The sequence below is a fragment of the Pseudomonas mandelii genome, assembly GCF_006438925.1.
Taxonomy (GTDB): Bacteria; Pseudomonadota; Gammaproteobacteria; order Pseudomonadales; family Pseudomonadaceae; genus Aquipseudomonas; species Aquipseudomonas mandelii_C.
The window spans coordinates 388,745-414,197 of sequence record NZ_RCZA01000004.1; the positions used below are offsets into that span (position 1 = coordinate 388,745).

General features: G+C 55.9%; 26 protein-coding genes. 7 read left to right on the plus strand and 19 right to left on the minus strand.

Annotated features, from left to right (window positions below; genetic code table 11):
* Nucleotides 1–104: 104 nt before the first annotated feature.
* The gene (locus EAH74_RS11845; protein WP_140678514.1) at nt 105–596 is read left to right on the plus strand and encodes a GNAT family N-acetyltransferase; all 492 of its coding nucleotides are present in this window, start codon (nt 105–107) and stop codon (nt 594–596) included.
* 48 nt (nt 597–644) lie between these two features.
* Here EAH74_RS11845 and EAH74_RS11850 read toward each other — a convergent pair whose 3' ends face one another.
* Complete coding sequence (locus EAH74_RS11850) at nt 645–851, minus strand: hypothetical protein (RefSeq protein ID WP_140678516.1); 207 nt, start codon at nt 849–851, stop codon at nt 645–647.
* Nucleotides 852–1,257: 406 nt separating this feature from the next.
* Complete coding sequence (locus tag EAH74_RS11855) at nt 1,258–1,440, minus strand: DUF6026 family protein (RefSeq protein WP_008149922.1); 183 nt, start codon at nt 1,438–1,440, stop codon at nt 1,258–1,260.
* Nucleotides 1,441–1,711: 271 nt separating this feature from the next.
* Here EAH74_RS11855 and gnd point away from each other — a divergent pair, with 271 nt between their 5' ends.
* From gnd to EAH74_RS11870, 3 genes are read left to right on the plus strand one after another with little or no spacing between them, the layout of a single operon-like run.
* A complete protein-coding gene (gene gnd / locus EAH74_RS11860; RefSeq protein ID WP_140678518.1) occupies nt 1,712–2,692 on the plus strand; it encodes a phosphogluconate dehydrogenase (NAD(+)-dependent, decarboxylating) in 981 nt (326 codons plus the stop codon).
* On the plus strand, nt 2,689–4,212 hold the full coding sequence (zwf, locus tag EAH74_RS11865; RefSeq protein WP_140678520.1) for a glucose-6-phosphate dehydrogenase: 1,524 nt from the start codon (nt 2,689–2,691) through the stop codon (nt 4,210–4,212). The genes gnd and zwf overlap by 4 nt, the downstream gene beginning before the upstream one ends.
* Entirely contained in the window at nt 4,209–5,030 is an 822-nt protein-coding gene (locus EAH74_RS11870) for an HAD family hydrolase (protein ID WP_140678522.1), read from the plus strand. The genes zwf and EAH74_RS11870 overlap by 4 nt, the downstream gene beginning before the upstream one ends.
* Nucleotides 5,031–5,149: 119 nt before the next feature.
* On the opposite strand, the gene nhaB is transcribed toward EAH74_RS11870, so the two are convergent.
* The 3 genes from nhaB to EAH74_RS11885 all read right to left on the minus strand — a co-directional run bounded on the left by nhaB (nt 5,150) and on the right by EAH74_RS11885 (nt 8,528).
* On the minus strand, nt 5,150–6,652 hold the full coding sequence (nhaB, locus tag EAH74_RS11875) for a sodium/proton antiporter NhaB (RefSeq protein ID WP_140678524.1): 1,503 nt from the start codon (nt 6,650–6,652) through the stop codon (nt 5,150–5,152).
* Nucleotides 6,653–6,730: 78 nt separating this feature from the next.
* Nucleotides 6,731–8,020 carry a hypothetical protein gene (locus EAH74_RS11880; protein WP_140678526.1) on the minus strand — a complete coding sequence of 430 codons (1,290 nt, stop codon included), beginning with the start codon at nt 8,018–8,020 and terminating at the stop codon, nt 6,731–6,733.
* A 238-nt stretch (nt 8,021–8,258) separates the two neighbouring features.
* Entirely contained in the window at nt 8,259–8,528 is a 270-nt protein-coding gene (locus tag EAH74_RS11885; RefSeq protein WP_140678528.1) for a hypothetical protein, read from the minus strand.
* Between the two features lie 341 nt (nt 8,529–8,869).
* Between EAH74_RS11885 and EAH74_RS11890 the strand changes: the two genes are divergently transcribed.
* On the plus strand, nt 8,870–10,195 hold the full coding sequence (locus tag EAH74_RS11890; protein WP_140678529.1) for a sigma-54 dependent transcriptional regulator: 1,326 nt from the start codon (nt 8,870–8,872) through the stop codon (nt 10,193–10,195).
* A 96-nt stretch (nt 10,196–10,291) separates the two neighbouring features.
* Here EAH74_RS11890 and EAH74_RS11895 read toward each other — a convergent pair whose 3' ends face one another.
* The 9 genes from EAH74_RS11895 to EAH74_RS11935 all read right to left on the minus strand — a co-directional run bounded on the left by EAH74_RS11895 (nt 10,292) and on the right by EAH74_RS11935 (nt 18,857).
* Entirely contained in the window at nt 10,292–11,572 is a 1,281-nt protein-coding gene (locus tag EAH74_RS11895) for a transporter (RefSeq protein ID WP_140678531.1), read from the minus strand.
* 46 nt (nt 11,573–11,618) lie between these two features.
* Nucleotides 11,619–12,359 carry a hypothetical protein gene (locus EAH74_RS11900; protein WP_140678533.1) on the minus strand — a complete coding sequence of 247 codons (741 nt, stop codon included), beginning with the start codon at nt 12,357–12,359 and terminating at the stop codon, nt 11,619–11,621.
* 34 nt (nt 12,360–12,393) lie between these two features.
* Nucleotides 12,394–13,074: a C39 family peptidase gene (locus EAH74_RS11905; RefSeq protein WP_140678535.1), complete on the minus strand. Its 681-nt coding sequence runs from the start codon at nt 13,072–13,074 to the stop codon at nt 12,394–12,396.
* A gap of 62 nt (nt 13,075–13,136) precedes the next feature.
* On the minus strand, nt 13,137–14,603 hold the full coding sequence (locus EAH74_RS11910; RefSeq protein ID WP_140678537.1) for a heme utilization protein: 1,467 nt from the start codon (nt 14,601–14,603) through the stop codon (nt 13,137–13,139).
* Nucleotides 14,604–14,654: 51 nt separating this feature from the next.
* Nucleotides 14,655–15,227 carry an adhesin gene (locus EAH74_RS11915; RefSeq protein ID WP_140678539.1) on the minus strand — a complete coding sequence of 191 codons (573 nt, stop codon included), beginning with the start codon at nt 15,225–15,227 and terminating at the stop codon, nt 14,655–14,657.
* 1 nt (nt 15,228) lies between these two features.
* A complete protein-coding gene (locus EAH74_RS11920) occupies nt 15,229–15,666 on the minus strand; it encodes a hypothetical protein (protein ID WP_123365009.1) in 438 nt (145 codons plus the stop codon).
* 328 nt (nt 15,667–15,994) lie between these two features.
* A complete protein-coding gene (locus EAH74_RS11925) occupies nt 15,995–16,519 on the minus strand; it encodes an AAA family ATPase (protein ID WP_140678541.1) in 525 nt (174 codons plus the stop codon).
* Nucleotides 16,516–17,079, minus strand: coding sequence for a nicotinamide riboside transporter PnuC (gene pnuC / locus EAH74_RS11930; protein ID WP_140678543.1), 564 nt, complete (start codon nt 17,077–17,079; stop codon nt 16,516–16,518). The genes EAH74_RS11925 and pnuC overlap by 4 nt, the downstream gene beginning before the upstream one ends.
* Nucleotides 17,080–17,222: 143 nt before the next feature.
* Entirely contained in the window at nt 17,223–18,857 is a 1,635-nt protein-coding gene (locus EAH74_RS11935; RefSeq protein ID WP_140678545.1) for a methyl-accepting chemotaxis protein, read from the minus strand.
* A gap of 293 nt (nt 18,858–19,150) precedes the next feature.
* Here EAH74_RS11935 and EAH74_RS11940 point away from each other — a divergent pair, with 293 nt between their 5' ends.
* The gene (locus EAH74_RS11940) at nt 19,151–19,981 is read left to right on the plus strand and encodes an undecaprenyl-diphosphate phosphatase (protein WP_123365046.1); all 831 of its coding nucleotides are present in this window, start codon (nt 19,151–19,153) and stop codon (nt 19,979–19,981) included.
* Nucleotides 19,978–20,394, plus strand: coding sequence for a DUF1294 domain-containing protein (locus EAH74_RS11945; RefSeq protein WP_140678547.1), 417 nt, complete (start codon nt 19,978–19,980; stop codon nt 20,392–20,394). The genes EAH74_RS11940 and EAH74_RS11945 overlap by 4 nt, the downstream gene beginning before the upstream one ends.
* On the opposite strand, the gene EAH74_RS11950 is transcribed toward EAH74_RS11945, so the two are convergent.
* The 5 genes from EAH74_RS11950 to EAH74_RS11970 all read right to left on the minus strand — a co-directional run bounded on the left by EAH74_RS11950 (nt 20,391) and on the right by EAH74_RS11970 (nt 25,263).
* Nucleotides 20,391–20,750: an MmcQ/YjbR family DNA-binding protein gene (locus tag EAH74_RS11950; RefSeq protein ID WP_140678549.1), complete on the minus strand. Its 360-nt coding sequence runs from the start codon at nt 20,748–20,750 to the stop codon at nt 20,391–20,393. The genes EAH74_RS11945 and EAH74_RS11950 overlap by 4 nt on opposite strands.
* Nucleotides 20,747–21,679 (minus strand): LysR substrate-binding domain-containing protein, encoded by a 933-nt coding sequence (locus EAH74_RS11955; protein WP_140678551.1) that lies wholly within the window; start codon nt 21,677–21,679, stop codon nt 20,747–20,749. Before EAH74_RS11955 ends, EAH74_RS11950 begins: the two co-directional genes overlap by 4 nt.
* Nucleotides 21,680–22,376: 697 nt before the next feature.
* Nucleotides 22,377–22,853 (minus strand): hypothetical protein, encoded by a 477-nt coding sequence (locus tag EAH74_RS11960; protein WP_140678553.1) that lies wholly within the window; start codon nt 22,851–22,853, stop codon nt 22,377–22,379.
* A 713-nt stretch (nt 22,854–23,566) separates the two neighbouring features.
* A complete protein-coding gene (locus EAH74_RS11965; RefSeq protein WP_140678555.1) occupies nt 23,567–24,799 on the minus strand; it encodes a hypothetical protein in 1,233 nt (410 codons plus the stop codon).
* On the minus strand, nt 24,796–25,263 hold the full coding sequence (locus EAH74_RS11970) for a hypothetical protein (RefSeq protein WP_140678557.1): 468 nt from the start codon (nt 25,261–25,263) through the stop codon (nt 24,796–24,798). The genes EAH74_RS11965 and EAH74_RS11970 overlap by 4 nt, the downstream gene beginning before the upstream one ends.
* Between the last annotated feature and the right edge of the window lie 190 nt (nt 25,264–25,453).

The following is a 25,453-nucleotide window of genomic DNA, read 5'->3' on the forward strand; positions in this document are numbered from 1 at the left end:
CAGCAGGATCGGGTTGTCGACACGGCTGTGCCCGCGATATTGTCGGTCGGCTTTTCAGTGCGAGATGCGTGCTGGGGTAAATTAATGTGCGAACGAGGGTGGAAATGGAATCCGCAGAAATTCTTGTACTTCAGGCCAGCTACACCAACCCGGTGCATGCCGAGGCTATTGGGCTGGTGCTGAATGCTTACGCCGAAGACCCGATGGGTGGCGGCCACTCGTTGTCCGCCGACTTGTTGAAGCAACTGCCGGCGCAACTGGCCAAACGTCCCCACGCGTTCAGCGTTCTGGCGTTTGTCGGTGGCGAGCCGGCCGGGTTGGTCAATTGCTTTGAAGGTTTCTCGACCTTCGCCTGTCGACCGCTGGTCAACGTGCACGATGTGGCGGTGGTGAAGAAGTTTCGCGGCTTGGGGTTGAGCCAGAAAATGCTGCAAAAGGTCGAGGACATCGCCCGCCAGCGCGGCTGCTGCAAAATCACGCTGGAGGTGCTGGAAGGTAATGCAGTCGCCCAGGCTTCCTATGGCAAGTTCGGTTTTGCCGCAGGCATGTTCGACCCGGCGCACGGTCGAATGTTGTTCTGGACCAAGGCGCTTTAAGGTATTACGAGCAAAGAAAAAGGGCGTCCATCAGGACGCCCTTTGTCGTTACGGTTTGTAGTGCTCTGTCACTTGCGCGGTTTGATCATTCGGAACCCTGAGTTCATTGCTCTGGGTAACCTGGCCCAGGGCCTGTTGTTGACTGAACCGCAGGCTCTCAAAGTAGTACCGCATGCGTTCAGCGCCACCTTCGGCAAATGCAGCGGTTGAACTGAACATCATCAGGCCGGCGAGGATCATGGTTGTACGTTTCATGGTGTGCCCCACTACGAGTTGTCGGGTCCTTTCGTCCATGAAGCAATGTCGAAGGGACATTATCCGCCGATTCCGTCAAATGGGAATTACCTGCGCCTAGAGCTTCCAGTCCAGTCCAGGCTCAGGGTCATTGTCCGCAGGCCCCTGAAAGGATTACTTCTGAACGACTGTCGGGGCGCCTGGCACCGCCTTGGGTTTCATCAGGCTGAAGTCGATCAATGCCTTTTGCTCGCGCTCAAAAGGGTTGCCGATCATCAATGGCCGTGACTAGAAACTGCCACTTACCAGAATGCACGACGATCAGCTCGCGCGGCGCCGCGTCGGCCAAGGGGGGAGTTGTTGGGTTTGTAAAGGGGGGCAGCGGGTCGGAAGCAGCAGCGGGCTGCTCCCGAATCAAGCGAGGGGATCAGGCGTGAGGCACACGGTGAGTGACGGGCAAAGGCTGGGCCTGATTGCTTTGTGTCAACAAGCGCAATTGCGCGAGCTCCTGCTTCAACTGGTCGCGCTCGTCTTTCAACTGGCGTAATTCATCACGACGGATCGTGACGTAAAGGGTTTGTGCTGGCCGTGCTGCTTGTACTGTGCCCATTGCTCACCTCGCAAATGGCTGCCTCAACTGTAAACCTGCCCCGGAATCGGGTGCTGACTTACTATCGGCACTGATTTTGATTTCTTTTGCCCCGGAAGGGAACTTTTTTATTTTTCATGGTCGTTGTGTCTTCGGTGCGATTACTGACGTTATCAATCTTGATCGGGCACAATGCCCGGAAACTATGTGCCCCAACGCTGGACTAAGTCGAATGAGTCGCGTTGGGCTATAACCTTTGACACACATTATTTGTAGTAGGGAGCATCAGCACATGCAACTCGGGATTATTGGACTGGGCCGCATGGGCGGCAATATTGCGCGGCGCCTGATGCTTAACGGTCATACCACCGTTGTTTACGACCGCAATACCGCCTTTGTCGACACCCTGGCCGCAGAAGGCGCCTCTGGCGTCATCGACCTGCCGGCGCTGGTCGCTGGCCTGGCCAAACCACGTGCGGTGTGGGTCATGCTGCCGGCTGGCGCACCGACCGAAGACACCATCGACACCCTGAGCACCTTGCTCGAAGCTGGCGATACCATCATCGACGGCGGCAACACCTTCTATAAGGACGACATCCGCCGGGCTAAAACCCTCTCGGAAAAAGGCTTGCACTACGTCGACGTCGGCACCTCCGGCGGCGTCTGGGGCCTGGAGCGGGGCTACTGCATGATGATCGGTGGCGAAGCCGAAGTGGTTAAACGCCTTGATCCGCTGTTCGAGAGCCTTGCACCGGGCCTGGGCGACATCCCTCGCACCAAGGACCGCAAGTCCGAAGACGATCGTGCCGAGCGCGGTTACATCCACGCAGGCCCGGCCGGTTCGGGCCATTTCGTGAAAATGATCCACAACGGCATCGAATACGGAATGATGCAGGCCTTCGCCGAAGGCTTCGACATCCTCAAGACCAAGGCCAGCACCAACCTGCCGGAAGACCAGCGTTTCGACCTGAACGTAGGCGACATCGCCGAAGTCTGGCGTCGTGGCAGCGTCGTGTCGTCCTGGTTGCTCGACCTGACCGCCGACGCGCTGGCCAGCGATCCGAAACTCGACGGTTACACAGGTGAAGTGGCTGACAGCGGTGAAGGTCGCTGGACCATCGAAGCTGCCATGGAGCAATCGGTGCCTGTACCGGTGCTGTCGAACTCGCTGTTCTCCCGCTACCGTTCGCGCGGCCAAGGCACCTTTGGCGACAAGATTCTCTCGGCCCAGCGCTTCGGCTTCGGCGGCCATGTGGAGACTGCGAAAAAATGACCCGCTTGATCCGCAATAAATCCAAGGCAGAACCCGCACCACCGACCACGCTGTTTCTATTCGGTGCCCATGGTGATCTGGTCAAGCGTCTGCTGATGCCGGCGCTGTACAACCTGAGTCGTGACGGTCTGCTTGGGGATGGACTGCGGATCATCGGCGTTGACCACAACGCCATCACTGATGAAGCCTTTGCGAAAAAACTCGAAGACTTCATTCGGGCCGAAGTGGCCGCCAAGGTCGGCAAGGGCGATCAAGCCCTTGACCCGGACTTGTGGGCCAAGTTGGCCAAAGGCATCAGCTACGTCCAGGGCGACTTCCTGGACGACAGCACCTATCAAGCGCTGGCGGAGAAAATCGCCGCCAGCGGTACTGGCAACGCCGTCTTCTACCTGGCCACCGCGCCACGTTTCTTCAGCGAAGTGGTGCGTCGTCTCGGCGCCGCCGGCTTGCTGCAAGAGTCGCCAGAAGCGTTCAGAAGGGTAGTGATCGAAAAACCCTTCGGTTCCGATCTGCCAACTGCCGAATCCTTGAACGCTTGTTTGCTCAAGGTGATGACGGAAAACCAGATCTACCGGATCGACCACTATTTGGGCAAGGAAACCGTGCAGAACATTTTGATCAGCCGGTTTTCCAACAGCCTGTTCGAAGCATTCTGGAACAACCACTACATCGACCACGTACAAATCACCGCCGCCGAAACCGTCGGCGTGGAAACCCGTGGCAGTTTTTATGAACACACTGGCGCCTTGCGGGACATGGTGCCCAATCACCTGTTCCAATTGCTGGCAATGGTCGCGATGGAGCCGCCGGCCGCCTTTGGCGCCGATGCGGTACGCGGCGAGAAAGCCAAGGTGGTCGGTGCGATTCGCCCCTGGTCGGTCGAGGAAGCGCTGGCCAATTCGGTGCGCGGCCAATACACGCCCGGCGAAATCGACGGCAAGCCATTGCCGGGTTATCGCCAGGAAAACAACGTGGCGCCCGACAGCAATACCGAAACCTATGTCGCGCTGAAGGTCATGATCGACAACTGGCGCTGGGTGGGCGTGCCGTTTTACTTGCGCACCGGCAAGCGCATGAGCGTGCGCGACACCGAGATTGTCATCTGCTTCAAACCGGCGCCGTATGCGCAGTTCCGCGATACCGAGGTCGATGAGTTGCAGCCGACCTATCTGCGAATCCAGATTCAACCCAACGAAGGCATGTGGTTCGACCTGCTGGCCAAACGGCCCGGGCCGGCCTTGAAAATGGCCAATATCGAACTGGGCTTTGCCTACAAGGATTTCTTTGAAATGCAGCCGTCCACCGGCTACGAAACGCTGATCTACGATTGCCTGACCGGCGATCAGACACTGTTCCAGCGCGCCGACAACATCGAGAATGGCTGGCGCGCCGTGCAGCCATTCCTCGACGCCTGGCAGCAGGACACGAGCGTGCAGAGCTATGCCGCTGGCGAAGACGGCCCTCAGGCTGCAGAAGATCTGCTGACTCGCGATGGTCGCGTCTGGCACGGTCTCGGATGAGTGATACAAGGTCGCAACCCATCCGTTTTCTGCTCAGTGACATGGACGGCACCTTGTTGCTGCCCGATCACAGCCTCAGCCAACGCACCCTCTCAGCGGTCCGCTCCTTGCGCGAGGCGGGGGTGCTGTTCAGCCTGGCCACCGGCCGCCCACCCAAAGCCATGTTGCAGCAGATTGAAGCCCTGGGCGTCGACCTGCCAACGGCAGCCTTCAATGGCGGCACCATCGTCAATCCGGACGGAAGTTTGCTGGTCGCGCATTACTTGCCGGCGACGGCTGCGCTGACGGCATTGGCGCTGTTTGCCGACCGTCCGGACATCGAAATCTGGGTGTTCAGTGGTGGCGACTGGTTGCTCAAAGATCCGAACGGCCCAATGGTGCCTCGTGAACAGCACGGCCTGGGTTATCCGCCAGTGGTGGTCGAGAGTTTTGAGCCGTACCTGGAACGCATCGACAAGATCGTCGCCACCAGCAACAACACGCAGTTGTTGATTGAGCTGGAAGCACTCCTGCTGCCCAAAGTGGAAGGCCAGGCACAGGTCTCCCGTTCACAGCCGATTTATCTCGACGTGACCGCGATGCAAGCCAACAAGGGTGCAGCGCTGGCAACACTGGCTGAATTTCTCGGTGTGCCGCTGGAGCAGACCGCGGCGTTGGGCGATGGCGGCAACGACCCGGCGATGTTTCACCGCGCAGGCTTGTCGATCGCCATGGGGCAGTCGGAAGAGGCGGTGAAGCGCCAGGCGGACGTGGTGACGGGCGCCAATACCGAGGACGGTGCGGCCCAGGCAATCGAGCGCTATATCCTGAAACCCTGAGCCCCCTGTAGGAGCTGTCGAGTGCAACGAGGCTGCGATCTTTTGATGTTGCTTTTACAAGCGAAGATCAAAAGATCGCAGCCTCGTTGCACTCGACAGCTCCTACAGGTTGATTGGTGTTACAGCCAGAAACTCACTGCATACCACCCCAGTACACCCATCACCACGGTGTATGGCAACGCCATCCACACCATCCGTCCGTACGACAGTCGAATCAGCGGTGCAATCGCCGAGGTCAGCAGGAACAGAAACGCAGCCTGACCATTGGGCGTCGCCACGCTCGGCAGGTTGGTGCCGGTGTTGATCGCAATCGCCAGCGTCTCGAAATGCTCACGGCTCATGTGGCCGGAGATGAAGGCCTGTTTGACTTCGGTGATGTAAATGGTCGCGACGAACACGTTATCGCTGATGGCCGACAACAAGCCGTTGGCAATAAACAGCATGCCCGGCTGTTGATCCGCTGGCAGCGCCAACACCCACTGGATCAATGGCGTGAACAGTTGCTGATCGTGAATCACTGCCACCACCGCGAAAAACACCACCAGCAGCGCTGTGAACGGCATGGCGTCCTTGAACGCGTTGCCGAGACGGTGCTCGTCGGTGATGCCAGTGAATGCGGTGATCAGCACGATCACCATCAAGCCGATCAGGCCGACCTCGGCAATATGGAACGCCAACCCCGCAATCAGAATCAGCGCTGCCAATCCCTGCACGATGAGCGCTGCACGTTGGCGCGAGGTGCGTTCGGCATTGTCTTCTGCAGCGTAATTGGCCAGAACCGCACGCACGTTGTCCGGTAACAGCGTGCCGTAACCGAACCAGCGAAGTTTCTCCAGCAGGACGCAGGTCACCAGGCCGGCCACCAGGACCGGCAATGAAACCGGGGCGATTTTCAGAAAGAACTCAGAGAAGTGCCAGCCCATCTCGTGGCCGATCAGCAGGTTCTGCGGCTCACCGACCAATGTGCAAACACCGCCCAGTGCGGTACCCACGGCACCGTGCATCAGCAGACTGCGCAGAAAGGCGCGGAATTGTTCGAGGTCGGCGTGATGGAGTGTGGGCAGGTGCTGGTCATCGCCAAACTCGCTGTCCTGACGCGGATCGTTGCCGGAGGCGACGCGGTGATACACCGAGTAAAACCCGACGGCTGCACTGATGATCACGGCGGTCACGGTCAAGGCATCAAGAAACGCCGACAGAAACGCTGACAGGAAGCAGAACATCAACGCCAGCAGCGCCTTGGAGCGAATCCCGAGCAGCAGCCGTGAGAACAGAAACAGCAGCAGGTCTTTCATGAAGTAGATGCCGGCCACCATGAACATCAGCAGCAGGATCACCGGGAAGTTGTGCACCAGCTCGTCGTAGAGTGCCTGGGGCGTGGTCATCTTCAGCAACAGTGCTTCGATCAACAGCAGGCCGCCGGGCATTAACGGATAACATTTGAGCGCCATGGCCAGGGTGAAGATGAACTCCAGCACCAGCAGCCAGCCGGCCACGACCGGGCCTACGGTCCACAGCGCCAATGCGTTGAGAATCAGGAAACCGACAATGCTTGCCTTGTACCAGCGGGGTGAATGCCCGAGAAAATTGTGCGCGAACGCCTGAGCCATTGAACCGGGCATCGGCTACTCCTTGTATTAAGAAGCGCGCAACTTGCCGTAAGCGGAACGGAAGATCAAGTGTAGGAGAACTGTGCTGGCCTACCCCAGATAGCGTGCGACGATCGCTCGATAGTTGCCGTCCAGTGAATAGCCTCCGACGACAATGTTTCCATCGGCCTGCAGGACCACTGAAGTCGCGGTATCCAGGCTGCGGCCAAGGCGGGTGCGAACCCAGCCGGCGCCATTGCCGAAGCTGTGATCGAGTTGCCCGTCGGGTAGATACCGCGCCAGAATGAAATCCGCCTCGACGCCGCCGATCGTGGCTCCGACCGTCACCACGCCGCCGTCCGGCAGTGCCTTTGCGTCGGTCCACTGGCAGCCACTGTGACCGATTTCCAGCAATTGGGCCTGACCTCCATTGCAATGAATGTCCGGGCGGCCGTTGCTGTGTACTTTCAGTGCCAGGCAATGCATCGGGTCGCGGCTGCTGCCAAAGCACTGCACATCGCCATTTTCCCGTTGGACGATCTGGCCGACCTGAGCGCTATACCCCCGTGCCTTGAAGGTCATAAAACCATCGACGGCGAAACAATCGTCGAGCCTGCCGTCGCTGTGATAGCGGGCCAGCAAACCTTCTTCGGGGAAGTTGATCGACCCGCCCACCAGGATCCGACCGTCTCGTTGCACCATCAGGCTGCTGAGCCAGGTGTTCATCAGCAAGTGCCTGACAATCACGAAGCCACGGCCGTTAAAGGAATCGTCCAGCGAACCGTCGGTGTTAAGCCGTATCAGCATGCCGACATGATCGGCCAGTTCGAAGTGATGATTGGCCTGCAGCAGGATTCGGCCATCCTCCTGCACGCAGACATCACAGGCTTCTGCGCCCGGTACGCCGGGTGGTAGCCAGGTGTCACGCACGCCTTGGGAAAGGTCGCCCGGCAGACGCACGACGCAGCGGCCATTGTCGCCAAAACATTGAACCGGTCGGCCATGCTGATCAAACAGGGCCAGGGCGGGCAGTGTCCGGTGAGCATTTTCGTAGTGCAGGCCAGCCACCAGAATGTGCTCATTGGGCAGTACGTGGACTTTACGGGCCATGGCCTCGAAGCCGTGTTCAAACTGCCCGATGACGCTGCCTTGATTACCGAACGCCAAATCTGCCGAGCCGTCCTCAAGCAACCGAGCGAGGCCAAAGCGGCTGCCGCCTGGTGTCCCGACCTTCGCCGCCACCAACAACTGGCCACGTGAGTCAATCGCGACCCCGTTGGCCATGCTTGAGAGGCTGCCAGCGAAATACACCTGGGTTTTGCCAGACGAGGCAAAGGTTGTATCAAGTTTACCGGCGTTGTTCAGGGTTGCCGGTAATGCAAACGCGGTCTGGATTGACATGCACGCAGCTCCTTGCGAGTCGTCCTGAACCGGGAGTTTGGGTGGCGACTGTATAAGGAAACATTCAATCCCTGAACGCCTGGATGCACAACTGTCATAACTAACAGGCGGAGGGTCGCTGTGTGCCAGAACAGTGTCTTTTCGACCCACTGACAAGCCTGCAAGTAGTTAGGCGCGTGCAAGTTCAAATAATAATCGGGGGAGGGCGCGGGTTACCGTTTGGTAACCCGCAAAACGCTTAGTGTGGCATCGACCACGATTGGAGTGTGTAACCCTCCTCGCTCAATTCCGCACGTGCCGCTTCAAGCAGGCATTCAAGTTGCGCAGGATCTGTATAGGCACTGCTTGGGATCTGCTTACGGCCGATGCTGCGGGTGTTGGTGCGATCGATAACGGTCAGGCTGAGTTCGCCATTGCCGTCTTGTGGGGCCCAGGCCACGCATTGGAACGGTTGGAATGCGCGGTCGGCAATCAAAAGAGCTTCGTTGATGCGGAGCGGGGCGTTCATGGGGTTTTCTCTCTGTATGCCCAATCAAGTGATGTGCCGTCGGTTGGGCTTACCGTTCGGCTGGTTACTTGTACTGATGCCCGCAACTGGGGGGCGGGTCACATACAATTAAAAGAAATATCAACTTTCTTTCATTGGCTCAAGGTTCGGACAGGATTTGAAAGCTGAATGAAAGGAAGGACTCGTTAGGTAACTGACTAAACGCTTCTTATAACTAATAACGCAACCTCTCTATAGTCAAACGGTACAAGGTCGCGTCAAATTATTGCTAACGTTACAGCCAGACCCGCCAAACGACTGTTTTTAATAATATTTCATAAATTTGGCGCCAAGGAACAGCCATGATCGAAGCGCCTGCCTTACGACGCCTGTTAGTAGTGGACCCTTGCGACGACTGTCATCGTCTACTGCCGGTTTTGCGCTCTGTGGGTTGGGACGTTGACAGTTGCACTCTGGAAAACGTTGCCGACAAAACCTGCGATGTCGGCCTGTTGCGTTTGCAGCCTTTTCACCTCGAACGCCCGGAAGCCGTCAAAGAGCTGATCAGCCGTAGCGGTACCGAGTGGATCGCCGTACTTAACCAGGAAGTCCTGCGATTGCAGAATGTCGGGGACTTTGTCTGCGAATGGTTTTTCGATTTCCATACCTTGCCATTCGATGTGTCCCGGGTTCAGGTGACACTGGGGCGGGCATTCGGGATGGCACGCCTGCGTGGGCAGGGCACGGTTCACATTGATCAGCCTGAGCACGAGCTGCTTGGCGACAGCAAACCCATTCGCGAACTGCGCAAGTTGCTGAGCAAGCTGGCGCCCACCGAGTCTCCGGTATTGATCCGTGGTGAAAGCGGTACTGGTAAAGAACTGGTCGCCCGCACGCTCCATCGACAATCCCAACGTCACAGCAAACCCTTTGTCGCGATCAATTGCGGCGCAATTCCCGAACACTTGATCCAGTCCGAACTGTTTGGCCACGAGAAGGGGGCTTTTACTGGCGCCCATCAACGCAAGGTCGGGCGGATCGAAGCGGCCAATGGCGGCACGCTGTTTCTCGACGAAATCGGTGATCTGCCCCTGGAACTGCAGGCTAACCTGTTGCGTTTCCTCCAGGAAAAGCACATCGAGCGGGTGGGCGGCAGTCAGCCGATTCCCGTGGATGTGCGGGTGTTGGCCGCGACCCATGTCGATCTTGAGGCGGCGATCGAGAAGAAACGCTTTCGCGAAGATCTGTACTACCGCTTGAACGTGTTGCAGGTCGCGACCGCGCCGCTGCGTGAGCGCAATGGCGATCTGTCGATGCTGGCCAACCACTTTTCCCATTTCTATAGCCAAGAAACCGGTCGCCGTCCGCGCAGCTTCAGTGAAGACGCCTTGATTGCCATGGGCAAGCATGACTGGCCGGGCAATGTTCGCGAGCTGGCCAACCGGGTACGTCGCGGGTTGGTACTGGCCGAAGGCCGGCAGATCGAAGCGCGAGACCTGGGGCTGATCAGACCGCAGGCCATTGCCGCGCCGATAGGCACACTGGAAGACTACAAGCACCGGGCAGAGCGCCAGGCCTTGTACGATGTACTTAACCGCCACAGCGATAATTTGAGCATCGCCGCCAAGGTGCTGGGGATATCCAGGCCTACCTTCTACCGTTTGTTGCATAAGCATCAGATACGTTGAGCTGCATGTTTTTAGCTGCAAGGTAAAGCACTGGAAACCTGGAGCTATCAACAACAAAAAACCCGCCTGAAAAGCGGGTTTTTTGTGGGTGGCGGATTAGAAGTAGTACGGGAATTTCAGGCTGAAGGAAAAATCTGGCGAGTCGTCGGTCAGGCCGATGGCCAGGTTGGGAACGATTGTCAGGTTATTGGTCGCTGCCAGGGTCATGCCGATGTTGAAGTTGGCCGAGTTGTAATCGCTGTTGGTAATCGATTGCCAATCGCCACCGTCCGGCTTGATCTTGCTCTTGCGGGCGAACTGGTCGGTGAACGAGAACGACATACTCATCTTCTCGTTCAAGGCGAATGCAATACCGGCGCCGACCTGCCAGGAATTACCCAGTTTCACGTCCCCGGGCACCTTGGAGTTGACCTGAGGGCTGATGTCGCTGAAAGAGTCTTCCAGGTTGTAGGTGTAGGCCAGACTGCCGAACAGCACGGCCGGGTCGTAGGTTTTGACCAGCGATATACCCGGGGTGATCGACCAGACACCGTTGCCAGTAGGCAAGTCCTCGGGAATCGCAAGGTTATCGTTGTTCGGTTCCTGGACCAGCTTGATGCCGTATGGATCCTTACCGGTCGGCGCCTTGACGCGCAATGTAACGACTGCATCGGGCAGGTTGGCCGACTCATCCAGAAACTTATAAGCAACACCAAAGTTCACATCGCCGATGGTCGGGTCGCGGGTAACGGTGGCGTCCGACGTCACCGGTCCTGCGCCACCGGCGCCACCGGAGGAATACGTTGATTCGCGATAAACCACAGGAACGTTAATGTCGAACTGCCAGCGTTGTCCCGTGTTGTAGCGGGCGGTCAGGTCCAGGGTCCAGTTATCCGCCTTGATACGGTCGATGTTGATGTTGCCGAGAAAAATCGAGTCCAGTGCCAGAAAGCCATTGAGCGTCAGCGCACGGGTATCGTAGTGCGTGTAGGTCATGCCGGTTTCGAAGCTGAATTTGCCGCCACCGAAGAAGCCGCTGGCTTCGTCATACAAGTTGGAAACGCTTTGCGCAGGCTCCGAATCATCCTTGAGCGATTGGCCGTATGAACTGCCTGTTGTTCCCGGCGCACCGGCGGCCACCGTCTGGCCACCCTTGGGCGTTTCGGCAGGGGATTTGGTCAGGCGTTTGGGAGCCGGTGTTGCAGGTGTTTCTTCGACTTGGCGAACGCGTTGCTCGAGTACCATCAACGCGTTCTGTTGTGCTTCGTAACGCTGTTTCAACTCCATGAGTTCTTGTTTTAGTATCTCGACCTGGGGGTCCGGTGCTGCGTATAGCAGTGTCGCCGGGGCCAGGCTACTCAAACAAACGATAGCTCTGAACGTTAACGATCGGTGCATGGGTTAGCCGTCCCTTCTGACTTCATCTGATGAGACTGAGCGTAGATCAGAATCCTTGAGTGCGAAGACCTTTGAGCTGGTCGAGATTGCCGTTTAGCGACCCGCCTGTCGCCACGTTGTCACGCAGCACGATATTGAGGGACGTGAGATTGCGGACCTGGTTGCCACCACCGAGCAAAGTCGTGTTCTGCATCAGCCCACCCTGGGCCAGGCGTTGTACGGTACTGCCCTGGTTGTTGCTGGCCACGATGTTGAGTTGCACACCCGTACCGGTCGAGGAAATGCTCAGCGAACCCGCGCCATTGGCGTCGGCCAATGTCGAACCTGCGGCCAATGCCTGGCCCTGCTGTTGCGTATTCGGCGCTTGGTTAGCCTTTGTGACGTTGATATCAACGTTGTTGTAGGCAGTGTTATGGTCGCCGGCAGCACGCACGACTTGGGTGACGCCTTCGGTGCTGTTGAGGCCGCTACCGCCAGTGACGGTGCCGGTGCCTTGCGAACTCGCTGAGCCGTTACCTTTTTCATTGATGATCGACACATAGAACTGTGGCTGGATGGTCGATTGTTGAATTTGCATCGAGGAAGTTGCCCCGATCACTTCACCATTGGCATTTTGCCAAGTGCTGGTCATGACAAGGCCAAAACTGATGATCCGCCCCGGCATGACATAGCGGCCTCGCAGGGTTGCCAATTCCTGATCATTCAGTTCAATGGGTTTGAACATCTGTGCCTGGATCGGCAGGCTGGCGGCCAGGCAAACCACGGCCAGCCAGATTGGAGTCTTCATTGGAATGCTCCCGGAGCGTCGTGCTCCCTTGTTATTAGAAGAAGTCGCTTTGGATGAATCCGAAATCCATCAACTCTGCGTCTTGCACCGGGCTGAAGGTGTTGATGCGGTTCTTGGCGCTCAGTGGCAGGGGTGGATCGAGCAACGCATTGGCTTTGTCGTAGCCCTGGCCGATGACGGCAAAGATGATGCCGTTCCAGCCTTTTACGAAGTCTTCGACTTTGTAACGTTTATGACCGAGTACCGGATCTCCGATATAGACCCAGCCCTGATGGACTCTTTGCATGACCACAAAATGTTTGTAGCCACGGATATCCATGAGCACCACAACCGGAATTTTGATTTCGCTCAACGTTTCCGTCGCTACCCGGTAACCACGGGCCCGCATGCCGATACTTTCCACGTAGCGCTTCATGTCGAGCATGGAAAAGCCCTGGACGCGGACAAGATCCTGATCGGAGTGCGACAGCATGCCTTCGATGATTTGTTCTTCATTCACGTCCAGCCAATAGGCCTGGCGCAATATCGTCGCCAGCGCCGCTGCGCCGCAACTGAAGTCGGTTTTCTGTTGCACCAGGTCGGCAAACTTGCGCTCACGCACACTTTGGATCGGCTTGAACACCACTGCGCCGCCTGGCAGGACGGAAAACGGCAGTTGTGCAGCCTCACTCACACTGGCCACGCAAAGCAAAAATGCCAAGGCGATAATGCGCATAGTGGGACGCCTTCTGGTTGTGTTGAAAAAGGCCCCCATTAGGGGGCCTCCAGATACAGCAGTTAGAACGACTGGTTGGCAATGGACAGCGAGTTGCTTTGTTGGTTACCCACACCGGCAGCCACGTTGACGCCCAGGTTGCCACTGCCGCCATTCACCGAACCGCTCAGGGTTGCAGTGTTGGTCACAGGGTTTGCCCAGCCAGTTGGAGTCAGCACTTGATAAGAGTAGGTGTTGCTCAAATCATACGAGCTGCTTTCACTGTAGCTTTTCGCTTTGTCGTACGCAGATTCGGACGACTTGCTGCCCGATTTATCGTACGAGGACGCGGTCGACTTGTCGTACGAGCTATCGAACGATTTCGCGAACGAGGAATCGCGCGATTTGTCATACGAGGAGTCGTGCGATCTGTCGTACGAGGAGTCACGCGAACGGTCGAACGAGGAATCGCGCGATACGCTGAACGATTTGTCTACCGATGCGTCAAGCGTTGCACCAAGCGAAGCGGTAAGCGATGCGTCGGAAGACCTGCTGCGAGTGCGATCACCATTGCCGTTATTGAAGGTAACGGAATTGGAAGCCGCCGCAGCAGCGTCCAGAGTAGCGTTCAAGGAAGCACTCAAAGTAGTATTCGAAGAACCGTTTGCACTGGAGCTGTTGGAACCACTCGCAGTGCTGCTGTTGGAACCGCTCGCAGCGCTGCTGTTGGAACCGCTCGCATTGCTGCTGCTTGAGCCGCTGATATCAGCACTGAAGGAACCGCTGGATGCAGAGTTCCTGGAACCTGCCGCCGCCCAGCTCGAAGAAGCGCTTTGACTGCCGCTTGCCTCGAACGACTTATCTTTAGAGAAACTACCGCTGGCCGTGTTGGTCACCGTAATCGTATCGACGCGGTAGGTCCGATCAGCGTTGTTATTCACTGTCAGGCCAGGACCGTTTTGATTGGCAGAGGCGGTGGCCGATGCGTTCCCCAGTGGGGAGTTGGAGTTGGCAATTGCCATGGTGTTTTTCTGTTGGTTGAGGTCGCCGCCAGCAATGTTGATGCCCATGTTGCCGCTGCTGCCATCGCCCGATCCACTCATCACCGCAGAGTTTGTGGTGCCGTAGTTCCATACCTTGTTGTTGTTGCTGTATTGCGTGACTCGAGCGCTGGCGTCGGCATTGCCGAACACGAAGCTGTTATCGAGACTGGAGGTGGAGCCAGCGTTTGCGATGGCGGCCGCGTTGTCTTGTTGGTTGCCGGCGCCTGCTGCCACGTTGACACCGACGTTGCCGCTCGCGCCTGAGGCAGAGCTGCTCATTTCGGCTGAGTTCTGAGTCCCTTCGTTGTAGATGCGGTTGCCGGTGCTGTTCTGCCTGTCGTTCGCATTGGCGGTCGCGTCGGTATGGATCCAGGTTGGAGGAGGAGTGTGGTGATCGCTGTTACCATTATGGTGGCCACGCCGATCGTTCTGTCCAGCTTGTGCAGCAACAGCCAAGACCGCAGCGATTGCAAAAACCAGAGGTTTTATTGCCATCGAAGGTTTCATGGTGGTTCTCCGTACTTATTTTAGGTTAAGTGTTGTACCTACCTGTTTGGGTCAATCCGTGACCCGTACGCTCAGGGTATTGGCCGTTCGGTTTCCCACCCCGGCGCTCTGATTCAACTGGATCACCCCACGGCTACCGGTGAAGGCCTGATCGCTGGTAGCGACCTGGCGATAGCCTGGTGCAGAGTCAGTTGGATCGGAGTTAGTGATCAGCGCCACGTTTTGTTGCCTGAGGACGCTGTCGTCGATACTTTGCGGCTGTGTGCCGATGCTTATACGCAGGGCATTGGCTTGCTGGTTGCTGGCGCCCGCGCTCTGGTTCACGCCCAGTACGCCGTTGCCGTGGCTGAAGGAGTCGCCTTGAATGCTGGAACGAGCATCGATCCTGGGGTCGACCACCGTATGCAGCCGTTGGCGAATCTGTGTGGTCGCGCTGGCTCCATGGCCAACGGCGATGGCCCGGGCGTTCGCCTGCTGCTGCAGGTCGCCGGCAGCCTGGTTGACCCCGAGGTTGCCTTGGTACTGGGCGCCCGAACCGTCGATGTTGGCGTTATCGATGACGGGGGATTGGGCGAAGGTCGATGCACTGCAAAACATGGCGATTATCAGCAGCGTACGATTCATCTTAACGGTCTCCCGTTACGATTCTCAGGGCACCCAGGCCCTGCTGGACGCTGGAATTGACCATGTTGGCAATACCGCCGCCAGCATTTCCCGAACGTCCGGCGGGGAGGTTGGAAAGCTGGGTCTGGTTGCTGATACTGCCGCTCAGGTTGTTGGTGTTTTGAGTAACCAGGCTGGAGATGCCTGCACCACTGGCGACACCGGCAAAGTCGCCGTCGCTCAACTCGTTCGTTTGGCTAATGATTTGTTTGGACGGGTTGGCATTGGCGGTCGTGGGGCTAGGGTCGGGGATCATCGGCGCACGCGTTGCCATGCGCGGTTGGACATCACGTTTGATAATGATGATGCCGTTGTCAGCTTGTACAGGCAGGCAGACACTTGAGCCCAGTGCGCATCCGATCAGCAGGAGGCTATAGATGTTGTTTACAAGTTTCCCCACGGCGGCAATTCCTTCTGTAAGTGGAACGCTGGCCCTTATCAGCGTTGCGAGGTAGAGAGCAGAAGGTGTGCCGGTTTTCGTTTTTCTTTTAAAAACAGTTGGTTGGCTTTAATTGTCGAGGTAGTCAAAAAATTTTGTAACGCCACTGAGACAGAGCCACGCAAAAACGCCGTCGATGCTGGCGGTATTGCTCGCTAAGGGTGCTGAAGGCAGGTTGTATCAGTGGCTTAACATTTTCTTGCTGAAGGGCTTGAGCCGCTTTAGCTCGAGGGTTTGCGCAGAGGTGGGTGTTTCAGGAATGGACATTTTCGGCAGGGCGGGGGGGCTGTCAGGTCTTGAGCAAGTGTGTCACAGCCTCGAATGCCGCGTCCTTGCGCTGTTGCCAATCACCTTGCAGCACCTGCCAAGGCTGGCGGTGCAGGTCAAGCCATTGGCGGCTGGCGTGGAAAAACGCTTGGCGTTCTGCCAGTTGCGGTTGGCAACGCTGCCCGTCGTCATGCCAGACCACGGTTTCAGGGCTCAGCAGCAAATGCAGATCATAGTGCCGTGCCAGCAATGCTTGCTCGATCCACGTCGGGCAAGCGCCAAACAAGGTCTGGCTCCAGAGGATGTTGCTCAGCAAGTGAGTGTCGAGAATCAGCAAATGCGGCTGCCGGGCACGTGCCTCGTCCTCCCATTTCAGCTGCCCTCGGGCGATTTCCGGAATGTCGGCCAGGCAGGTGTCTCGTGGGTTTTGTTCGATGAACCAGCGTACATATTCGTCTACCAGGGCACCGCTGAAATGCTGTTGTAACTCGGCTGCCAGCCAACTCTTGCCGCTGGATTCGGGGCCTGTGAGTACCAGAACTTTCATGTGCGCAACGCCGGATCGGCCCGCCATTCCCGCCAGCCTTGCACGGCAATCAGGGCGAACAGCGCGTAGAGCCCGGCGGTCAGGTACAGGTCTTTGTAGATAAACAGCCCGACGAAGATCACATCCAGGGTGAACCACAGCGGCCAGCATTGAACGCGTTTTTGCGCCATCCATACCTGCGCCACCAGGCTGAAGCCAGTCAGTGCCGCATCGAGCCAGGGTTGTGCAGCATCGGTCCAGTTCGCCATAACAGCGCCTAGCAACAGACTGCCAACCGCCCCAATGACCAGACTGAAAGCGACCGATTTACCATCGAGTTGGCTGACCTGCCGACCATGACGCGCGCGCCCCGCATGCGTCCACTGCCACCAGCCATAGAGCTGCAATGCGGCGTAGATCACCTGCAGGAGCATGTCCGAGTAGAGCTTCACCTCAAAAAAGATCCAGCTATAGAGCAGCACCATGACCAGACCGATCGGCCAGCACCAAGGGTTCTGTTTGACCGTCAACCAGACGGCAATCACACCGAGGGCAGCGGCAAACAGTTCAAGCCCGGACATGGAGGTTCCTTGGGGAAATCGAAGAGGGTGCGGATTGTAACGGGAAGGAGCGAAGTTTGAAGATCAAAAGATCGCAGCCTGCGGCAGCTCCTTGCCGAATGCATTTCCCTGTAGGAGCTGCCGCAGGCTGCGATCTTTTCGGGTTACACCCGGAACTGCTTGAGCAGCCCGTTCAATTGCTCACTCAACTCCTTCAGATGAACGCTGGCCACGCTCGACTGTTCGGCCGCCAGCGCTGTGCTGTGGGACAAACCAGCCGCCTGGGTGACGTTCTGGTTGATGTCCTCGACCACATGCGCCTGTTGCAAAGTCGCGCTGGCGATGGAGGCGTTTAACCCGTTAAGGTTGCGAAGCGCCTGGGCAATGGCATTCAGGCTTGCGCCGGCCAGGCCGGCCTGCTCGATGGTCAACTGCGATGCACGGCTGCTGTCGCCGATCACTTTGACCGCCGCTTCGGAGTGGCTTTGCAGGCGTTCGATCATCGACTGGATCTCGGCCGTGGACTTCTGGGTACGCTGGGCCAGCAGTCTCACTTCATCGGCCACCACCGCAAAACCGCGACCTTGCTCGCCGGCCCGGGCGGCTTCGATGGCTGCGTTGAGGGCCAGCAGGTTGGTTTGCTCGGCGATGGAGCGGATCACTTCGAGAACGCTGCCGATCTGCGTGCTTTCGGCGGCCAGGGTACGAATCACCTCCACCGCCTGATCGATGGTGGACGACAGCTTGTCGATCTGTTGCAGGCTGCCATCGATGTTGACCTGGCCTTGCTGCGCCTGAGACTCGGCATCGCGCATTTCGCTGGCAGCGTGCTCGGCATTTTTCGCGACGTCGTGAACGCCATACGTCACTTCATTGATTGCCGTGGCCACCAGTTCCATTTGCTGGGATTGTTGCTGACTGCGTTGCTGGGCCTGGGCGGCGTCGTTGCCCAGTTCGCTGGAAGACTGGCCCAGGGCACTGGCGGACACTTGCAGTTCCCTGATCACCAGTCGCAGCTTGGCGGTGAAGGCGTTGAAGTGGCGTGCCAGTTGCGTGACTTCATCCTGGCCATGAGTGTCGAGGCTGCGGGTCAGATCGCTCTCGCCGCTGGCGATGTTGGCCATGGCGTTCACGGTTTCCTGCAGGGGACGCACGATGCTGCGGGCAATCAGGATGACCAGCAGCGCCATGATCAGGGCAATCACCAGCCCCACGAGCGAGGCCTTCCAGACCTGGCCATAGAACTCGGCCTGCATGTCATCGATGTACACGCCCGAACCAATCACCCAGCCCCAGGGCTCGAACAGTTTGATGTAGGAGGTTTTTTCTACCGGCGCGCTGGCGCCCGGTTTCGGCCAGCGATAGTCGACGGTGCCGGCACCCTTGGTCTTGGCGACGGCGACCATTTCGTTAAACAGGGCAAAACCGTCGGGGTCGCGGATCGCCGAGAGGTTCTGGCCATCGAGTTTCGGGTTGGCCGGGTGCATGATCATCACCGGCGTCAGGTCATTGATCCAGAAGTAGTCATTCTGGTCATAACGCAGACCGCGAACGGCGCTCAGAGCCTGCTTCTGCGCAGCATCGCGGGTGAGCGTGCCGGCGGTTTCGAGGTCGTGGTAATAGGTCAGAATGCCACTGGCGGTTTGCACCACATGCTGGGTTTTCTGGGCCTTGGCGTGGTACAGGTCATCGTGAATCTGCTTGAGCATCAAGACGCCCAACGTCATTAGCATCAGGACGGCCACGATCAAGATGAGCCACAAACGCCGGCTGATCGACATACTGCGCAAGCTGTTCATAACGCTGTCACTCCGATTTCTTTTTCTTGTAATAAATGATCGCCAGCATCCAACCACACTTTGCCAATCGGTCATACCCGACCCAAGTCCAATAACGCGGCAGCGTTAATCAGACTTGTCTGATAGGATTTCGGCCCCGCACGGAAAAACCTGAATCCAAGTTGATTTTTCACGGAATTTTTACGGTTTCGTCTGGATCCTGTGCGCGCGGGAATTCAGCTAGGCTGATCGCAGTGAAACGCTCAGACAAATATTAATGGGGCATGCTTTTGCGCATCGCCTTTGGGGGATTGATGGATCTTTGGACGGCCTTGCAGGCATTGATTTTAGGCGTTGTAGAAGGGCTGACGGAGTTTTTGCCCATTTCCAGTACCGGGCACCAAATCATTGTGGCGGACTTGCTCAACTTCGGTGGTGAACGGGCTATCGCTTTCAACATTATTATTCAGCTGGGGGCGATTCTGGCGGTGGTGTGGGAGTTTCGCCGCAAGATCCTTGATGTCGTGACCGGTTTGCCAACGCAGCCCAGTGCTCGCCGCTTTACCGCCAACCTGTTGATTGCCTTCATGCCGGCCGTGGTACTGGGGGTGATTTTTTCCGATTTGATCCACGAGTACCTGTTCAACCCGATTACCGTCGCTGCGGCGTTGGTCGTGGGTGGGATCATCATGTTGTGGGCCGAAAAGCGTCAGCATGAAGTGCATGCTGAAACCGTTGATGAGATCACCTGGAAAGACGCCCTGAAAGTCGGCTTCGCCCAGTGCCTGGCGATGATTCCCGGGACTTCGCGTTCCGGCTCGACCATCATCGGTGGCTTGTTGTTCGGGCTGTCGCGCAAGACCGCCACCGAGTTCTCGTTCTTTCTGGCGATGCCGACCATGGTCGCTGCGGCCGTTTACTCGGGCTACAAATACCGCCACCTGTTCGTCCCGTCGGATTTTCCGGTGTTCGCGATTGGCTTCGTCACCGCGTTCATCTTTGCGATGATTGCCGTCAGGGGCTTGCTCAAGTTCATCGCCACCCACAGTTATGCAGCGTTCGCCTGGTATCGCATTGCATTCGGCCTGGTCATCCTGGCCACTTGGCAGTTTGGCTGGGTCGACTGGGCCGCGGTCAAGCCATGAATGACGCCAGCGCGCGCAACAAGCCCGGTGGAGAGATCCGCAATCTTCAGCTGAAACTGCCGGTGTTTGCGATCCTGTGCGCGCTGCCGCTGTACGGCTCGATGTCGTTGTGGCTGCGTGGGGTTTCCGTGATTCCCCTGGCGGCGTACGGGGTCGTCAGCCTGCTGGCGTTCTTGCTGTACTGGAGCGACAAACGCAGGGCACGCGCCGACCATTGGCGCACACCGGAGAATGTGCTGCATGCGGTTGAACTCGCCGGAGGCTGGCCGGGCGCCTTACTGGCGCAGCAACTGTTTCGGCACAAGACGCGCAAAGTGTCGTTTCAGCTGTTGTTCTGGATGATTGTGCTGCTGCACCAGGTGTTCTGGATCGATCAATTGTTTCTGGGTGCAAATCTGCTGGCGCTGTTTTAAAGCAGCAGTCCGACCTGGGTGCGCTTGGGTAACTTGCTCACCACCAATTGATGGGAACGCTGCAACAAGCCTTGCAGCTCTTCAGTGCCCAACGGGTAGGGCGTTTCCATGATGACCCACTGAGCCCGCGCCAGATACGGCGCCGGGCGGATTCCCGGGCGGTCGCAATGACCGAGAAACAAATCCTTGTCGACCTTGAAGGCCAGGGATTCGCCCCGCAGGTTCTGCAAGGCAAACATCTTGTTTCCCGCAATCGAAAACACCCGCACGCCACCCCACTTGTAGTCTTCCCGCGCACCCGGCAGCGCGAGACAGAATTGCGCGACATCCTCTTCGCTCATGCGTCCAGCCTTCATATCAGTCGGTCCCCACAGTCATTGAATGACTCGATCAAATGGTCGAGCCAGGCACGTACGGCCGGCATCACCCCGCGTCGATGAGGGTAGACCGCTTGCAACCAGCCGCCAGGCAGCGACCAGTCGGGCAGCAACTGCACCAGCGAGCCGTTTTCAAGTTCCTGCTCGCAATACATCATCGGCAGCATGGTAAAACCCTGGCCGGCGAGGGTGCAGGCCTTGCGCACGATAAAGTCATCGATGCCCAATCGCGCTTCGAGGGTGAGATCGCAGCTTTTGCCCTGTTGGTCGAGCATGCGGATATGCACCAGGCGGTCGGCTTCCAGGGCGCCGAGCACGGGCAGGTTTTTCAGGTCTTCGGGGTGGTTGATTTCACGTCCGTGCAAAAAACCGGGGCTGGCGACCATCGCCATCTGCGCCTGGCGCAAACGTCGGGTGACCAACAGCGGATCCTCATCGCCCAACTCACGTACCCGCAGCGCCACATCGACGCCCTCAGTCACCAGGTCTACGCGGCGGTTGAGCAACATGACTTCCAGTTGAACCTGAGGATACTTCTCAAGGAAATCGCTGATCACTGTCGGCAGAATTTCGTGGGCCAACCCGACGGGGCAGGACACCCGCAAACGCCCGCGAGGTTCGCTGGACATACTGGCAACGGCTTCGTCGGCCATCTCGGCTTCCAGCAGCATTGCCTGACAGTGCCGCAGGTAACGCTCGCCCACGGCGGTCAGCTTGAGTTGTCGGGTGGTGCGTTGCAGCAGGCGCGCGCCGAGACGCTCTTCCAGCTCGGCGATGCGCCGCGACAACCGCGACTTGGGAATTCCGAGCAAACGCCCGGCCGCGGCGAAGCCATCGGCTTCAACCACCTTGGCGAAGTAGTAGAGATAGCAAATTTTGTTAGAAACACCACTGATCAATTTGAACATAAGGCAATGATATAAATAGTTTTTTTCCTAATTATGAAATTGATCATGATCAATTTCATAACCTTTAGAGATCGCTTCAGCCCGGTACCCACGCTGGAGATCTAACACCGCCTTTATCTTAGGTATAGCTGATGAATCACTACGCTTTTCGGGCTGAATGCCTATCTGACGCCTTGGGCTTTCTTGCCAATGTAAATGTGCAAGCAACAATCATTTCATGTCAAATTACTCATGATCCTGTTTTTCCAGACGTAGACGTTCAGATTGTTACGTCGTGTTCGATCCATACTCTCCGATCAATAGCCGACGCAATCGAAGATTTGCACGCCATTAGCGGATCGTTAAGTTCTTCACAGTAATTTGAGAAGAGAGCAAGCCTACAACGCTTTGCTAAGCGATGCGGGCGTCGTGTGATTCTTATCTGCGCTGAAGATAAATTGGAGCGAGGTCTACAAAAGACTACTGATCTAGCCATTATAATCAATTGAATAATCTCTGCTCTCCGCCAGAGGGCGAGGACTTTGTGCGTAGCTTTGTAGGCTCAGCAACCTCTAGCTGATACTTTAGTTAATTCGGGGGAGGGGCAGGCGGCCAAGCAAAATAATTCATGTCTTACTTGGCTATGCAGTGTCTCAAATATCGACATTGCCCATCATTGAGAATTACAGTGTTAGTCTTCAAGCGGTTCGTTTTTAAATCAAGAGAGTTGAATTTCACTCTTCTGCATTTTGGTCTGGATCTTAGGTAGTTTTTCCAAATTAAAAGATTTTATCTCGGGGGCCCCATGTAAACTTAAAAAATATCCTTTGATATTTAATGCTTCAGAAATTTCAGATACCAACCAATGGTGAAAATGGTACAAAGAGTCAGCAAGATGATGTCCGCCTCTCCTCGTTTCCTTTCGTGTCTTGAGCAGGGTGTAAAAATATACGGTTTCACCATCTAGTAGTGCGGAGTCGCAGTGGTTGTAATTAGTGCGTAACATACAGACGTCCCCTTCAATATCTGATATTAAGGTGAACTCGCTCTGCACGACACCTTTCGTAGTATCAGTGAGTGCCTTGATCCTGGTGCATCCAGTTGAGGGTGTATAGGGTTTTCTAAATAATCTTAAGGAAAGGGTTGGATTGATCACGGGATTATAAGTAAAGTCAATTTTGATAGGCTTGCCCATCAAGTTCTTCGTGTTGTCATTAAGTTGGAAGCAATCGGATGTGTTATTGCAGTGAATTGTTAGGCTCATGGAGTATCATCTTTTTATTGTTGTCATATTAGTATAAGCTCATGTAATATTTAAATCAATAACTCGTGCGTCTCGCTGCTTGCTCTTTTTAAATATTTGGTGATAGAGCTAAAGGCTCAAGGACTTTCAGTTTTAGCGGGGGAGGGTGTGGCGTGGGAATTGCGTTTGTTTAAGGCGATGATAAACAAAGGTCGGATCAGTTAATGCTTGTTTCAAAGATCTCGTCTGTCCAGTGATAATGCATATATCCACACTGCGAGTGGCAAACTAATAACCGCGCTGTTTATCTAAAATATATTCTCACCTAGAGGGTGAGGGTTTCGCACGCAGCGACATAAGCTGCCTCTGGCTAATGCCTAGATTGGGTGAAAGTTAATCTAGGAATCTAAACGAAATCACCGGAGTTCCTCCGCAGATGCATTGGCGTATGCATGCAGAATCAGTCGAAGATCTACACGTGATAAGTGCGTCTTTGGAGTTTTCACAGCCATATAGAGAGAAGTGAATTTACGCCAGGTGTTCGAAGGGCTTCGAGTGATGCCGCCCTTGCGTCAATTATGAAAAATGAGAGTGCTGAATTTATAGATTATAGATGAGTGCGTTCCTTCGCTTACTGGATAACCAGCTGAAGATAGCTCCACAAATTAACAATCATCACAATCATAAAAATTATACATCTGAAAACAGACTCCCAGCAGACGAGTGAGGGTTTCACTCACCGCTCTGTAAGCATCCTCTCGCGGGTACAAAGATTGTGAAAAGGGCAACCCATCCACACGAACCAAGACCTTAATTCCAGTGGGGAAAGCAATGCCGCTTTGAATCATATGCTGCACAATAGGGTGCGTTATTTCATAGGACGTGGCACATACCGAACCACAAGGCCAATCAGGCTCTCCATGGTTGGTGAAATATGTATGCATCGCATCCGTACCATCCTTTGCCGCCTCTATCATCGCCGCGGCAATTTTCGCGTCAGTCTTGGCATCGAACTCAGTCAATGTATTGACCGCTTTCACTATTGCGTTGCTATGCTTCTGCTCTACCTCTTCTATCGTTAATGACTGATCCAGTACGCCATCAATTTCATCAGTTATTATGATGCTTGTATCCAACAGTCTTTGAATCGAAAAAGGAACACCAGAGCAGTTGATCTGTGCGTGATAAAGTCCGGTTACCTGATTTTGGATGGTCTCTGCGCAATCCCGACTATCCACTATTATATAGGCTGTGGAAAAATAGCAGTTTTCTTCGGGGCCTGCGAATAACCTTAGCGCAGGGAGCTGCAATTTTCTATAAGGCGACCACAGTGAGTTATAGAGAGTTATGGGGGCGGCGGTCTCTATTGCGGTAACTTGCCAATACAGCGGTTTCTTTTGGAACAGGTCTTCTACGAGCGGTGGGCGAATTCTACGATTTGCATAAGAGATCACCTCGTATTCGATTGCTTCCACTAGAGTGTATCGGTCCCATTCATATAAGTATTCAGCTACGCCGGTCTCCTCCATATTGCCAATGATTGGCGTGGGCTCGAAACGCGCTCCAGCAACGATAAGTTCTTTCTCCAGCAAAGCTATTGCAAAGCGTGCGCTTGGAGGTTCTCCTGGCAGAGCGCTTTCTCTTGTTGGGTAAATACCACCTATTGAGAAACGCAAAGCAGCGTCATGGTTGACACCAACGGAATCGCCCCGAACTAGGGGGCATATCGGAGATAGCCCCCCAAAGGTTACGACTGATGATAGGACTTCGAAGGCCACTCCTTCGTCGTCTAGGTGTAAGTAATTGCTCACCTCGTGATACCACCTGGGTACGGTTTCACTGTCAATGTCCACGTTGAGGTCATGGAAGTGATGCAGCATCCAGGTGGTGTTGTTCATTTCGCTCTTTGATCCTCTAACACTGCATCAATGTATTTGTTAGTAGTTGGCGACGACGAGTGTGTTAGCAGACGCTCAATAAAGGACGGATTGTTGTCGAGCGTTGTCGACCAATAGATTTGAAATGCTGCCAGCTGGCGCGCCGAGAGGACGACAGTGCTCGGTTTTTTCGGCGCCAGCGGAGGAGGGGATTTAATAATTGCCAGCACGTACCTCAGCGCCTTCTGAAAATCCTGATCGGAAATGCAATTTGCATCAGTTTGCGTGCTGTTGAATGAAATTATTTCATGGATGCTGTACATGCGTATATCACGCCATTTGATGCTATTGTGCTTCATAAAGTCATGGCATAACTTTAGGCAAAACTTGAGGGGCACTGCATGTTCCGGAGTGAGCTTACATTCCGCCATAATGAGGCGCACGCCTTCGCGATGGATGAGAGGATAGGCTCGTTGATTGCTCATTTTTTATCTCGGCTTCGTTATTAGATTTATGGAGGCTGCTGACGTCGTAGCACGCACAGCCCCTAATCGGCGCCTACAACAGGCTCGTCGAAATGAGGCAGCCGCCAAGTGGAACTGTTCATTTTTTTTGCGTTCCATTGTTTCTCCATCAGTTCCATCGGTGTGCCGTAGCGATGCTCCCTGCTCTAGC